We start from the raw sequence: 13,069 nt of genomic DNA, 5'->3' as shown, positions 1-13,069 counted from the left end.
CCGCGAGGCGAGGGTTTTTCGTGAATCGGCAGTGGATCAGTAAAAATCGCAGGACGCCAGTTCTGCCTGCTGCAGCCAGACCGGCTTGTCGCTGGTTTTTGACCAGACGCGGTGCAGGTAGCTGTAAAAACGCCCGCGATCGCTGCGGAACAACATCACCGGCAGGGCCAAAATGCCCGCGAGGACCACTGCGCTGCGGCGCAGGAGAATCCGATGCAGTGAATAAGCGTGATAGGTAGTAGACATGCGAACCTCCTTAAAAACGCCTGCCGTTGATTTGTCAGGGAAAACGGCGCGGGCGTATCAAATGAATAATCGATAATTTGGTAACTGGGCAAAATTTTAGCGCAATTGATGAAAGTTTACTACTCATCCGACCACTAAATCGCACAAAAAATCGCTAATCACCGCACCAATTCGTAAGTTTGTTACAACCAGGTTAATTTTTAACTAAACATGGGTTACATTGTGGTTATTAACCGGTTCTTTATTCCCCACTTCCGCCCATTCTCATTCACACATCAGGGGTAATCTCGCCACCGGCCTGATATTTGAAATGCCCAATTTCCGCTGAAATTTCAGCCATTTTTATACTTTTTTTACACCTGCCCGCGCGATTTTTTCATCTTCTTTCTACCCCACTCCCTACACTGCCTCTATCAAAAACAACACCCTTGGAGGTGTCCCGTGAGTTTCAGCGTTATTGGTGGTGCGCTGTTGGTTCTGCTGCTGTTGGGCTATCTGGTCTACGCCCTGTTTAACGCGGAGGATTTCTGATGGCGGCTTCAGCCTTTTTACTGATCGCCAGCTTCCTGTTGGTGCTTCTGCTGCTGGCCCGGCCGTTGGGCGGCTTTTTGGCACGCCTGATCGAAGGTGAGCCGTTGCCTGCGCTACGCGGGGTGGAAGCCGGCGTCTGGCGCGCCTGCGGCATCCGCGCCACCGAGATGAACTGGTGGCAGTACGCGCTGGCGATCCTGGCGTTCAACCTGCTCGGCCTGGCGCTGCTGTTCGCCTTGCTGATGGCGCAGGGCTCGCTGCCGCTCAACCCGCAAGGGTTCCCGGGCCTCTCTTGGGATCTGGCGCTCAACACCGCCGTCAGCTTCGTCACCAACACCAACTGGCAGGCCTACAGCGGCGAAAGCGCCCTCAGCTACCTCAGCCAGATGGCCGGGCTGGCGGTGCAGAACTTCGTCTCCGCCGCCACCGGCATCGCCGTGGCCTTTGCGCTGATCCGCGCCTTTACCCGCCGCGCCAGCAAGACCGTCGGCAACGCCTGGGCCGATCTGTTCCGCATCACGCTGTATGTGCTGTTGCCGATCGCACTGCTGATCGCCCTGTTCTTCGTCAGCCAGGGCACGCTGCAAAACTTCCTGCCTTACCTGCACGTCACCACGCTGGAAGGCGCGCAGCAAACGCTGCCGATGGGGCCGGTGGCCTCGCAGGAAGCGATCAAGATGCTCGGCACCAACGGCGGCGGCTTCTTCGGCGCCAACTCGGCGCACCCGTTCGAGAACCCAACCGTGCTGACCAACTTCGTGCAGATGCTGGCGATCTTCCTGGTCCCCTGCGCGCTGTGCTTCGCCTTCGGCCAGCTGGCCGGTGAAAACCGCCAGGGCCATGCGCTGATCTGGGCGATGGCGCTGATCTTCGTGGCGGCGGTGGTGGTGGTGATGTACGCCGAGCTGGCGGGCAACCCGCATCTGAGCGCGCTGGGCGCCGACAGCAACAGCAATATGGAAGGCAAAGAGTCGCGCTTCGGCATTCTCGCCACCAGCCTGTTCTCGGTGGTGACCACCGCTGCGTCCTGCGGGGCGGTCAACGCCATGCACGATTCCTTCACCGCGCTGGGCGGCATGGTGCCGATGTGGCTGATGCAGATCGGTGAGGTGGTGTTCGGCGGCGTCGGTTCCGGCCTGTACGGCATGCTGCTGTTCGTGCTGCTGACGGTGTTTATCGCCGGCCTGATGATCGGCCGCACCCCGGAATATCTGGGCAAAAAGATCGACGTCTATGACATGAAAATGACTGCGCTGGCGATCCTGGTTACGCCGACGCTGGTGTTGCTGGGCAGCGCGCTGGCCATCGGCACCGACGCAGGCCGCGCCGGTATCCTCAACCCAGGCGCCCACGGCTTCAGCGAAGTGCTGTACGCCCTGTCTTCCGCCGCCAACAACAACGGCAGCGCCTTCGCCGGGTTGAGCGTCAATACGCCGTTCTACAACCTGCTGCTGGCCTTTGCCATGTTCGTCGGCCGCTTCGGGGTGATCCTGCCGGTGCTGGCGATCGCCGGCTCGCTGAGCGCCAAGAAACGCCAGCCGGCGGGCAACGGCACCCTGCCAACCTACGGGCCGCTGTTTATCGGCCTGCTGATCGGCACCGTGCTGCTGGTGGGCGCGTTGACCTTCGTGCCGGCGCTGGCGCTGGGCCCGGTGGCCGAGCATTTACAGCTTTGGTTGGCAAACTAACAGACGTCACAGAGAGAGAATAAGAGATGACTCGCAAACAACGCGCGCTGTTTGAACCGGCTCTGGTGCGCACCGCGCTGATCGATGCGGTGAAAAAGCTGGACCCTCGCGTTCAATGGCGCAACCCGGTGATGTTCGTGGTGTATATCGGCAGCATCCTGACCACCGCCATCTGGCTGGCGATCCTCGCCGGCCAAACCGACGGCGCCGCCGCCTTTACCGGCAGCGTCTCCCTGTGGCTGTGGTTCACCGTGCTGTTCGCCAACTTTGCCGAAGCGCTGGCCGAAGGGCGCAGCAAGGCCCAGGCAGAAAGCCTGAGGGGCACCAAGAAAACCAGCTGGGCGAAAAAGCTGGCCGGCCCACGCCGCGACGGCGCCACGGAGAAAGTGGCCGCCGAGAGCCTGCGCAAAGGCGATATCGTGCTGGTGGAAGCCGGCGACACCATCCCATGCGACGGCGAAGTGCTGGAGGGAGGTGCCTCGGTGGATGAAAGCGCCATCACCGGCGAATCCGCGCCGGTGATCCGCGAATCCGGCGGCGACTTCTCCTCGGTCACCGGCGGCACCCGTGTGCTGTCCGACTGGCTGGTGGTGCAGTGCAGCGTCAACCCAGGGGAAACCTTCCTCGATCGCATGATCGCCATGGTGGAAGGCGCCAAACGCCGCAAAACGCCGAACGAGATCGCACTGACCATCCTGCTGGTGGCGTTGACCATCGTGTTCGTGCTGGCCACCGCCACCCTGTTCCCGTTCTCGCAATACAGTGTGGAAGCGGCCGGCGGCGGCAGCGTAGTCACCATCACCGTGCTGGTCGCGCTGCTGGTCTGTCTGATCCCCACCACCATCGGTGGCCTGCTGTCCGCCATCGGCGTGGCCGGGATGAGCCGCATGCTCGGCGCCAACGTCATCGCCACCAGCGGCCGCGCGGTGGAAGCCGCCGGCGACGTGGACGTGCTGCTGTTGGATAAAACCGGCACCATCACGCTGGGCAACCGCCAGGCCTCGGAGTTCCTGCCGGCACCGGGCGTGAAAGAGCAAGAACTGGCGGACGCCGCGCAGCTGGCCTCGCTGGCGGACGAAACGCCGGAAGGCCGCAGCATCGTAGTGTTGGCCAAACAGCGCTTCAATCTGCGCGAACGCGATCTGCAGGCGCTGAACGCCACCTTCGTGCCCTTCTCCGCCCAAACCCGCATGAGCGGCGTCAACGTGCAGCAGCGCATGATCCGCAAAGGCGCGGTGGACGCCATTCGCCGCCACGTCGAATCCAATCAGGGCCATTTCCCGCGGGCGGTGGACGATCTGGTGGAAAGCGTGGCGCGCACCGGCGGCACGCCGCTGGTGGTGGCGGAAGGCGCACGGGTGCTGGGCGTCGTGGCGCTGAAGGACATCGTCAAGGGCGGCATCAAGGAACGCTTCAATGAACTGCGCAAAATGGGCATCAAGACGGTGATGATCACCGGCGATAATCCGCTGACCGCCGCGGCGATCGCCGCCGAAGCCGGGGTAGACGACTTCCTGTCGGAAGCCACGCCGGAAGCCAAGCTGGCGCTGATCCGCCAGTACCAGGCGGAAGGCCGCCTGGTGGCGATGACCGGCGACGGCACCAACGACGCCCCGGCGCTGGCACAGGCCGACGTGGCGGTGGCGATGAACTCCGGCACCCAGGCCGCCAAAGAGGCGGGCAACATGGTCGATCTGGACTCCAACCCGACCAAGCTGATCGAAGTGGTGCACATCGGTAAGCAAATGCTGATGACGCGCGGCTCGCTGACCACCTTCAGCATCGCCAACGACGTGGCCAAATACTTCGCCATCATTCCGGCGGCGTTTGCGGCCACTTACCCACAGCTGAACGCGCTGAACGTGATGCACCTGCACTCCCCCACCTCCGCCATCATGTCGGCGGTGATCTTCAACGCCCTGGTGATCGTGTTCCTGATCCCGCTGGCGCTGAAAGGGGTGAGCTACAAACCGATGAGCGCCGCGGCCCTGCTGCGCCGCAACCTGTGGCTGTATGGAGTCGGCGGTCTGCTGGTGCCGTTCGTCGGCATCAAACTGATCGACCTGATCCTGGTCGCACTGCACGTCGCCGGTTAACCATTGAGGGATATGAACATGACTTATTTACGACCTGCGCTGGTGATGCTGATCCTGCTGACGCTGCTCACCGGTATCGCCTATCCGCTGCTGACCACCGGGCTGGCGCAGCTGCTGTTTCCAGGCGCGGCCAACGGTTCGCTGCTGTACCGGGACGACAAAGCGGTCGGCTCCGCATTAATCGGCCAAAACTTTACGCGTGCCGACTATTTCTGGGGCCGTCCTTCGGCCACCGGCGATTCGGCCTATAATCCACTGGCCTCCGCCGGCAGCAACCTGGCGGCCACCAACCCGGCACTGGATAAGGCCATCGCCGAACGCGCGGCACAGCTGCGCCAGGCAAACCCTGCGATGAGCGGCCCGATCCCGGTGGATCTGCTGACCGCCTCCGGCAGCGGGTTGGATCCGCAGATCTCGATCGCTGCGGCGCAGTATCAGCTGGCGCGGGTCGCGGCGGCACGTCATCTGCCGCCGGAGCAGGTCGCCAAACTGATCGCGGACAACACCGATCGGGCCACGCCCAACTTTATGGGGGAATCGGTGGTGAACGTGCTGAAGCTGAACCTGGCGCTGGATGCGTTGAAGTAACGTGCCGTATTCAGCATAGTGATAGGGTTCGGCGTGCCGAACCCCTTTTTGCTTTGTCACACAAGGAATGGTCATGGTCGAAGAAGAACAGCAGCGCCCCGATCCCGACAGCCTGCTGGCGCTGGCCAATGAAAAACCGCGCGGGCGGTTGAAGGTGTTCTTCGGCGCTTGCGCCGGCGTGGGCAAAACCTACGCCATGCTGCAGGAGGCCCAGCGCTTGCGCGCTCAGGGGCTGGACGTGCTGGTCGGCGTGGTGGAAACCCACGGCCGCAGCGAGACCGCCGCCCTGCTCGACGGCCTGACGCTGCTGCCGCAAAAGCGCATCCAGCATCGCGGCCGGCTGGTGCATGAATTCGATCTCGACGCCGCGCTGGCGCGCCACCCGGCGTTGATCCTGATGGACGAACTGGCACACAGCAACGCCCACGGCTCGCGCCACCCCAAACGCTGGCAGGATGTGGAAGAGCTGCTGGACGCCGGCATCGACGTGCTGACCACCGTTAACGTGCAGCATCTGGAAAGCCTTAATGACGTGGTGGGCGGCGTGACCGGCGTGCGGGTGCGCGAAACGGTGCCCGACCACGTGTTTGACGAGGCCAGCGAAGTGGTGTTGGTCGATCTGCCGCCGGACGATCTGCGCCGACGGCTGCACGAAGGCAAAGTGTATATTCCCGGCCAGGCCGAGCGCGCCATCGAGCATTTCTTTCGCAAAGGCAACCTGATCGCTCTGCGCGAGCTGGCGCTGCGCCGTACCGCCGATCGGGTCGATGACCAGATGCGCGAATTCCGCGACACGCAAGGGCGCGAAAAGGTGTGGCACACCCGCGACAGCATCCTGTTGTGCGTCGGCCACAACAGCGGCAACGAAAAGCTGGTGCGCATCGCCGCACGGCTGGCGGCGCGGCTCGGCTGCCACTGGCATGCGGTCTATGTGGAAACCCCCAAGCTGCACCGGCTGCCGGAAAATCAACGCCGCGCCATTCTGCGCGCGCTGCGGCTGGCGCAGGAACTCGGCGCCGAAACCGCCACCCTGTCCGATCCGTCCGAAGAACGCGCGGTGCTGCGTTACGCCCGTGAGCATAACCTCGGAAAAATCATCATCGGCCGCCGCAGCGAACAGCGCTGGAAACTGCGCGGTAGCTTCGCCGATCGCCTTGGCCGGCTGGGGCCGGACCTCGATCTGGTGATCGTGGCGCTGGAGAGCGACGCCGCGCCGCCACCGGGCAAAGAGCATGACGGCCGCAGCTTCAATGAAAAATGGCGCATGCAGCTGCGCGGCTGCGCGGTGGCGGTGGCGCAGTGCGCGCTGATCACCCTGCTCTCGCAGTGGCTGCTGCCGGGCTTCGATCAGGCCAACCTGGTGATGGTCTATCTGCTCGGCGTGGCGATCGTCGCCCTGTTCTTCGGCCGCTGGCCGTCGGTGCTGGCGGCGGTGATCAACGTCGCCAGCTTTGACCTGTTCTTCGTCCAGCCCGAATGGTCGCTCGCCGTCAGCGACGTGCAGTACCTGCTGACCTTCGCCGTGATGCTGATCGTCGGCATCACCATCGGCAACCTGACCGCCGGCGTGCGCTATCAGGCCAGGGTGGCGCGCTACCGCGAACAGCGGGCGCGCCACCTGTACGAAATGTCGCGCGGGCTGAGCCGGGCGCTGACCGTGGCCGACATCGCCAACACCAGCCGCCACTTCCTCTCCAGCAGCTTCCAGGCGAAAACCGTGCTGCTGCTGCCGCAGGAGGACGGTCGGCTGCAGCAAATGGTCGGCGAGGAAGGCGGGCTGCTGTCGGTAGACGAGGCCATCGCGCGCTGGAGCTTCGACAAGGGTCTGCCGGCCGGCGCCGGCACCGACACCCTGCCCGGCGTGCCTTACCAACTGCTGCCGCTCAATACCCCCAAGCAAACCTTCGGCCTGCTGGCGATCGAGCCCAACAACCTGCGCCAGCTGATGGTGCCGGAACAACAACGGCTGCTGCAAACCTTCGCGGTGCTGATCGCCAGCGCGCTGGAACGGCTGCATCTGTCGCGCAGCGCCGAAGAAGCCAAGCTGGACGCCGAGCGCGAGCAGCTGCGCAACTCGCTGCTGGCGGCACTGTCGCACGACCTGCGCACGCCGCTGACCGTGCTGTTCGGCCAGGCGGAAATCCTCACGCTGGATCTGGCGGCCGAAGGTTCCAATCACGCCACCCAGGCCAGCCAGATCCGCCAGCAGGTGCTGAGCACCACCCGGCTGGTGAACAACCTGCTGGATATGGCGCGCATCCAGTCCGGCGGTTTCAGCCTGCGTAAAGAGTGGCAGTCGTTGGAAGAGATCGTCGGCGCCTCGCTGCACATGCTGGAACCGCTGCTCAGCCAGCATCCGATCGTGGTCGAGCTGCCGCAGGAACAGATCCTGGTCAACTGCGACGGCAGCCTGCTGGAACGGGTATTTACCAACCTGTTGGAAAACGCCAACAAATACGCCGGCGCCGAGGCCACCATCGGCATTCGCGCCCGCACACTGCCCGAGTGGCTGGAAGTCGAGGTCTGGGATAACGGCCCAGGCATCCCCGCCGAACAGCTACAGCTGATTTTCGACAAATTTTCACGCGGCAATAAAGAGTCGGCGATCCCCGGCGTCGGCTTGGGGTTAGCGATTTGCCGTGCCATTATTGAAGTGCATGATGGCCGCATTTGGGCGGAAAACGGCGCCAACGGCGGCGCCAGCTTCCGCTTCGTGCTGCCGCTGGAGAAACCGCCCGAGATCGACGGCGACGCCTTCGATCTGTAATCAACGCAGGGGAAACGTGAGCATAACGCCAACCAACATTCTGATTGTTGAAGATGAAAAAGAGATCCGCCGCTTCGTGCGCACCGCGCTGGAAAGCGAAGGCCTGCGGGTATTTGAAAGTGAAACGCTGCAACGCGGGCTGATTGAAGCCGGCACGCGCAAACCGGATCTGATCATTCTCGATTTGGGGTTGCCGGACGGCGACGGGCTAAGCTACATCCGCGATCTGCGGCAGTGGAGCGCCATTCCGGTGATCGTGCTGTCGGCGCGTAACGCCGAGGAGGACAAGATCGCCGCGCTGGACGCCGGCGCCGATGACTACCTCAGCAAACCGTTCGGCATCGGCGAGCTGCTGGCGCGGGTGCGGGTCGCGCTGCGTCGCCACTCCGCCAGCCAGCAGGAAAGCCCGCTGATAAGCTTTTCGGAAATCACCGTCGATCTGGTGAATCGCCGGGTGCTGCGCAACGAGGAAGATCTGCATCTGACGCCGATCGAGTTTCGCCTGTTGGCGGAGCTGCTGGCCAACGCCGGCAAGGTGATCACCCAACGCCAGCTGCTGAGCCACGTCTGGGGGCCGAACTATGTGGAGCACAGCCACTACCTACGCATCTACATGGGCCATCTGCGGCAGAAGCTGGAAGCCGACCCGGCACGGCCCAAACACCTGCTGACCGAAACCGGCGTCGGCTACCGCTTCATGCCTTAACCCGGCGGGCGCGCTCTGCCGCGCCTTTACGCCGTCGGGCCCTTCTTCAATCCGACCATAAACGCTTTAAACGCGTCGCGCAGCGGATCGAACACCGGGTGTTTGCGGTTTTCGATCATCACTTCGGAAAACAGCTTCAGGCCGACGGCGAAGGCCGCGCTCTGCTCGGGGCCGAAGTTCAAATCGTCACGCGCCCGAATGCGCTCGACGATGTCGAGAATATCGTCGTGGTTGGTCACGTCAAAACTCAGCGGCGCTTTCTCGACGGGATTGCCCTGGCGATCGCTCAGGGCTTCAACGGTAATGTTAAAACGGTGGCCGGGCATCAGTTCTTCTCCTGCTGCGTGGGTTGAATGTGCATTTCGCTTTCGATCGCCGCCACGGCGGTCAGTAACGCGGCGTTGATGCGCTCCACCTGCTGCGGCGTGAGATCGGCGCGCATCACGTTGCCGCGCAGCAGGCTGCGCAGGCGGTTCATGGCATCGTAGATGCCTTCCGCCAGGTTACCGTGCCGATGATGCTCGCGCCCGGCGCCCGCCAGCCGCGCCAGAATGACTTCAACCACCTGCTGATGCTTTTGCAGCTCGCCCTCGCCCGCCGCGGTGATGCGGTAGCTTTTGCGGCCGTTGCCGGTGGTGAGCGGTTCGAGGAAATCCTGCTCTTCCAGCAGCGTCAGCGTGGGGTAAATCACCCCCGGGCTTGGCACGTACAGGCCGGAAGAAGCCTCTTCGATCGCTTTGATCAGCTCGTAGCCGTGGCTGGGCTTGCGCGCCACCAACGCCAGCAGCACCAGGCGCAGATCGCCGTGCTCGAACAGGCGATGGCGCCCGCCGCGCCTGCCCCGGCCCTGCACTTCGCCGTCGCCGCCGAAGTGATGACGCCCGCCGCGATGCCGGCGACCATCGCCTGCTTCGCATTCATGATGGTGATGATGCCGGTGTAAACCTAATCGATGAAACATACGGTGATACCTCGCTTTAACAGTGAACATCAACACGAGGTTGTTTAGATATATCTAAACAGCGTCGATAGCGCTAATCTAGATCGATATATCTAAATGCGCAAGCGCGTGCCGTGAAAAAGATATATCTAAATTGCAGGCATAAAAAAAGCGCTGTAAAAACAGCGCTTTTTGTCAGGCAAGAGCAACGATTATTTGGCGGAAGCCAGCACTTCGCTGACGATATCGACCGCTTCGTGCTCAATCTTCTTGCGATGTTCAGCCCCCAGGAAGCTTTCGCAATAGATCTTGTAAGCCTCTTCGGTACCGGAAGGACGGGCGGCGAACCAGCCGTTGTCGGTCATCACCTTCAGACCGCCGATCGACGCGCCGTTACCCGGCGCAGCCGTCAAGCGTGCGGTGATCGGATCGCCCGCCAGAGTGTCGGCTTTCACCATCTCCGGCGACAGCTTGGACAGCGCCGCTTTTTGCGCCGCAGTCGCCGGCGCCTGGATGCGGTTGTAGCTTGGCGCGCCGAAACGCTTGGCCAGATCGTCATAGTGATGCTGCGGGTTCTCACCGGTCACCGCGGTGATTTCCGCCGCCAGCAGGCACATGATGATGCCGTCTTTGTCGGTCGACCACGGTTTGCCGTTGAAGCGCAGGAACGACGCCCCGGCGCTCTCTTCGCCGCCGAAGCCCAGGCTGCCGTCAAACAGGCCGTCCACGAACCACTTGAAGCCGACCGGCACTTCCACCAGCTTGCGGCCCAAATCGGCCACCACGCGGTCGATCATCGCGCTGGACACCAGCGTTTTACCCACCGCGACATCGGCGCCCCACTGCGGGCGATGTTGGAACAGGTAGTTGATGGCCACCGCCAGATAATGGTTCGGATTCATCAAGCCCTTCGGCGTGACGATGCCGTGGCGGTCATAATCCGGATCGTTAGCGAACGCCAGATCGAACTTGTCGCGCAGCGCCAGCAGGCCAGCCATCGCCGACTCGGACGAGCAGTCCATGCGGATGATACCGTCGTGATCCAGGTGCATGAAGCGGAAGGTCTGATCGATGGAATCGTTCACCAGCGTCAGATCCAGCTTGTAGTGCTCCGCCACGCGCTGCCAATAGGCGATGCCGGAACCGCCGAGCGGATCCACGCCCAGCTTCAGGCCGGCACGCTGGATGGCCGGCATATCGACCACCTCGACCAGACCTTCGACATAAGGCTGCACCAGATCTTTAGCGTGCAGATGGCCGCTGTTCCAGGCCTTATCCAACGACTGACGCTGAACGCCTTTCAGCTGCTGCGCCAGCAGTTCGTTGGCGCGCTTTTCGATCACTGACGTCAGGTTGGTGTCAGCCGGGCCGCCGTTCGGTGGGTTGTACTTGATGCCACCGTCTTCCGGTGGGTTATGGGACGGCGTAATGACGATGCCGTCGGCCAGCGCGCCGCCGCGGCGGTTGTGGCACAGAATGGCGTGCGAGACCGCCGGCGTCGGCGTGAAGCCGTTATTTTCCTGCACGATCACATCGACGCCGTTGGCAGTCAGCACTTCCAGCACAGAAATAAAGGCCGGCTCGGACAGCGCATGGGTGTCTTTGCCCACGTAGCACGGGCCGGTGGTGCCCTGCTGATGACGAACTTCGGCGATCGCCTGGGCGATGGCCAGGATGTGCGCTTCGTTGAAGCTGTGGCGCTGCGCGCTGCCGCGGTGGCCGGAGGTACCAAACTTCACCGCATGTGCGGCATTGCCGGCTTCCGGTTGCAGCACATAGTACTGCGACGTCAGCTGAGCTACGTTGATCAGATCGCTTTGGCGGGCGGGCTGCCCGGCACGTGGACTATTCGCCATCGACATATCTCCCTCATCCCTGTCGGTGACCGGGCAATACGTCGCGCACGGCCATCATGACGGGCTGTTCGCTAAATTAGACGGTACCGCAAACTTTCTCGATCAGTTCCGCCGGGAACTGCATGGCCTGCATGATGTGTTCGATCATGCTGCGTTTGCGGCCGGTATTGGTATTGGTAATCACCCAGTAAGGGGTGCCAGGCACGTGTTTAGGCTTGGTGTGCGTACCGTTGGCCAGCAGGGTCTGCTGATCGCCGGCGAAATAGGTGCGGGTACGGCCGGTCAACGCCTCAGTGGCGGCGGCGAAACCGGCGGCATCGAGGGTATACAGCGTGGACAGCACCAACATGAAGCGGTTGACCGCCTTATTCTGCTCGGCGTATTCATCCGACAACAGCAGTTCACGCATGGCGCGCACGCGATCGCGCGGACGCTGCGCCGGCACCGCTTTTTCCAGCTCGACGGATTGCAGTGCACTGGCGGCAGGCAACGCGCGCACCGGCTGGCCGGCGGTGAATTTCAACATGCGGCGTAAAATATCGGACGCGCTCTCACCGATGTGTTGCGTGTGGCTGGCAATATAACGGTAAAGCTCTTCGTCGACTTCAATAGTTTTCATCTTTATCCAATACTGTTTTTTCTACTTAGAACCTGAAGCCAGATCCTGCATTCAAGCCATGGGATTATAAGGTTAAAAGCGCTGGAGCGAACACAACAATGTGCCTCCCGACGGAAAATGCAGACTAATACCTATAGCCGGCACTGCCAAGCCCGCGCCGCGAAAATTCCGCATTATTCATCGTGCGATTCAATCATGATACCCTAATCTGAATCTCTCTCAGTATGAACTTCGCCATGAAATTACATTATCAACTGCTGGCCGCCGAGTCAGACGCGCTGCCGGTGCTGCTGATCCACGGGCTGTTCGGCAATCTCGACAACCTGGGCGTGCTGGCGCGCGATCTGCATCAGCGGCACAGTGTGATCAAGGTCGATCTGCGCAACCACGGCCTCTCCCCACGCGCCGACGACATGAACTATCCCGCCATGGCGCAGGATCTGTTGGCGCTGCTCGACGAACTGCAGCTGGAGAAAGCGATCGTCATCGGCCATTCGATGGGCGGCAAAGCGGCGATGGCGCTGACCGCCATCGCACCCGAGCGCGTTGCCAGGCTGATCGTTATCGACGTGGCGCCGGTGGATTACCAAACCCGCCGCCACGATGAGATCTTCGCCGCGCTGAAGGCCGTCAGCGCCGCCGGCATCACCCAACGCCAGGCGGCAGCCCAGCTGATGCGCGATTACCTGCAGGAAGAAGGCGTGATCCAGTTCCTGCTGAAGTCCTTCCATAACGGTGAATGGCGCTTCAACTTGCCGGTGCTGATCGAACGCTACGAAGACATCACCGGCTGGCAAGACGTGCCGGCCTGGCCACACCCAACCCTGTTCATTCGCGGCGGCCTGTCACCTTACGTGCAGGACAGCTACCGCGCGGACATCGCGCGCCAGTTTCCGCAGGCCCGTGCGCACGTCGTCGCCGGCACCGGCCATTGGGTGCACGCCGAAAAACCGGAAGCGGTGCTACGCGCCATCCACCGTTTTCTCGACGAAGCCTGAAAAGCACGCACATCTGGTGAAAAAACGCGCTAAA

At 62.3% G+C, this 13,069-nt stretch carries 12 protein-coding genes; 7 read left to right on the top strand and 5 right to left on the bottom strand.

Features of this window, described 5'->3' with window-relative positions:
* Positions 1 to 36: 36 nt before the first annotated feature.
* Positions 37 to 246, bottom strand: a complete 210-nt coding sequence (locus BHU62_RS19260; protein ID WP_038877512.1) for a YbfA family protein — start codon at positions 244 to 246, stop codon at positions 37 to 39.
* Between the two features lie 441 nt (positions 247 to 687).
* Here BHU62_RS19260 and BHU62_RS19255 point away from each other — a divergent pair, with 441 nt between their 5' ends.
* The 6 genes from BHU62_RS19255 to kdpE all read left to right on the top strand — a co-directional run bounded on the left by BHU62_RS19255 (position 688) and on the right by kdpE (position 8,622).
* Complete coding sequence (locus tag BHU62_RS19255; RefSeq protein ID WP_037375124.1) at positions 688 to 777, top strand: K(+)-transporting ATPase subunit F; 90 nt, start codon at positions 688 to 690, stop codon at positions 775 to 777.
* Complete coding sequence (kdpA, locus tag BHU62_RS19250) at positions 777 to 2,465, top strand: potassium-transporting ATPase subunit KdpA (protein WP_073533640.1); 1,689 nt, start codon at positions 777 to 779, stop codon at positions 2,463 to 2,465. Before BHU62_RS19255 ends, kdpA begins: the two co-directional genes overlap by 1 nt.
* A 26-nt stretch (positions 2,466 to 2,491) precedes the next feature.
* The gene (gene kdpB, locus BHU62_RS19245; protein ID WP_073533639.1) at positions 2,492 to 4,561 is read left to right on the top strand and encodes a potassium-transporting ATPase subunit KdpB; all 2,070 of its coding nucleotides are present in this window, start codon (positions 2,492 to 2,494) and stop codon (positions 4,559 to 4,561) included.
* A gap of 18 nt (positions 4,562 to 4,579) precedes the next feature.
* Positions 4,580 to 5,149 carry a potassium-transporting ATPase subunit KdpC gene (gene kdpC, locus BHU62_RS19240; RefSeq protein WP_073533643.1) on the top strand — a complete coding sequence of 190 codons (570 nt, stop codon included), beginning with the start codon at positions 4,580 to 4,582 and terminating at the stop codon, positions 5,147 to 5,149.
* Positions 5,150 to 5,222: 73 nt separating this feature from the next.
* Positions 5,223 to 7,916, top strand: a complete 2,694-nt coding sequence (gene kdpD / locus BHU62_RS19235) for a two-component system sensor histidine kinase KdpD (RefSeq protein WP_073533638.1) — start codon at positions 5,223 to 5,225, stop codon at positions 7,914 to 7,916.
* 16 nt (positions 7,917 to 7,932) lie between these two features.
* Entirely contained in the window at positions 7,933 to 8,622 is a 690-nt protein-coding gene (gene kdpE, locus BHU62_RS19230; RefSeq protein WP_073533635.1) for a two-component system response regulator KdpE, read from the top strand.
* 26 nt (positions 8,623 to 8,648) lie between these two features.
* On the opposite strand, the gene BHU62_RS19225 is transcribed toward kdpE, so the two are convergent.
* From BHU62_RS19225 to seqA, 4 genes are all read right to left on the bottom strand, one after another.
* A complete protein-coding gene (locus BHU62_RS19225; protein WP_073533633.1) occupies positions 8,649 to 8,948 on the bottom strand; it encodes a DUF3861 domain-containing protein in 300 nt (99 codons plus the stop codon).
* On the bottom strand, positions 8,948 to 9,583 hold the full coding sequence (locus BHU62_RS19220; protein WP_073533631.1) for a PadR family transcriptional regulator: 636 nt from the start codon (positions 9,581 to 9,583) through the stop codon (positions 8,948 to 8,950). The genes BHU62_RS19225 and BHU62_RS19220 overlap by 1 nt, the downstream gene beginning before the upstream one ends.
* Before the next feature lie 191 nt (positions 9,584 to 9,774).
* A complete protein-coding gene (gene pgm / locus BHU62_RS19215; protein ID WP_073533642.1) occupies positions 9,775 to 11,418 on the bottom strand; it encodes a phosphoglucomutase (alpha-D-glucose-1,6-bisphosphate-dependent) in 1,644 nt (547 codons plus the stop codon).
* A gap of 76 nt (positions 11,419 to 11,494) precedes the next feature.
* Positions 11,495 to 12,037 carry a replication initiation negative regulator SeqA gene (gene seqA, locus BHU62_RS19210; protein ID WP_073533629.1) on the bottom strand — a complete coding sequence of 181 codons (543 nt, stop codon included), beginning with the start codon at positions 12,035 to 12,037 and terminating at the stop codon, positions 11,495 to 11,497.
* A gap of 224 nt (positions 12,038 to 12,261) precedes the next feature.
* On the opposite strand from seqA, the gene ybfF reads away from it, so the two are divergent.
* The gene (gene ybfF, locus BHU62_RS19205; RefSeq protein WP_078062085.1) at positions 12,262 to 13,035 is read left to right on the top strand and encodes an esterase; all 774 of its coding nucleotides are present in this window, start codon (positions 12,262 to 12,264) and stop codon (positions 13,033 to 13,035) included.
* Positions 13,036 to 13,069: the final 34 nt, after the last annotated feature.

The sequence above is a fragment of the Serratia marcescens genome (genome assembly GCF_001902635.1).
Taxonomy (GTDB): Bacteria; Pseudomonadota; Gammaproteobacteria; order Enterobacterales; family Enterobacteriaceae; genus Serratia; species Serratia marcescens_F.
Note: the sequence above shows the minus strand (reverse complement) of the source record. Positions and strands in the feature narration are given on the sequence as shown.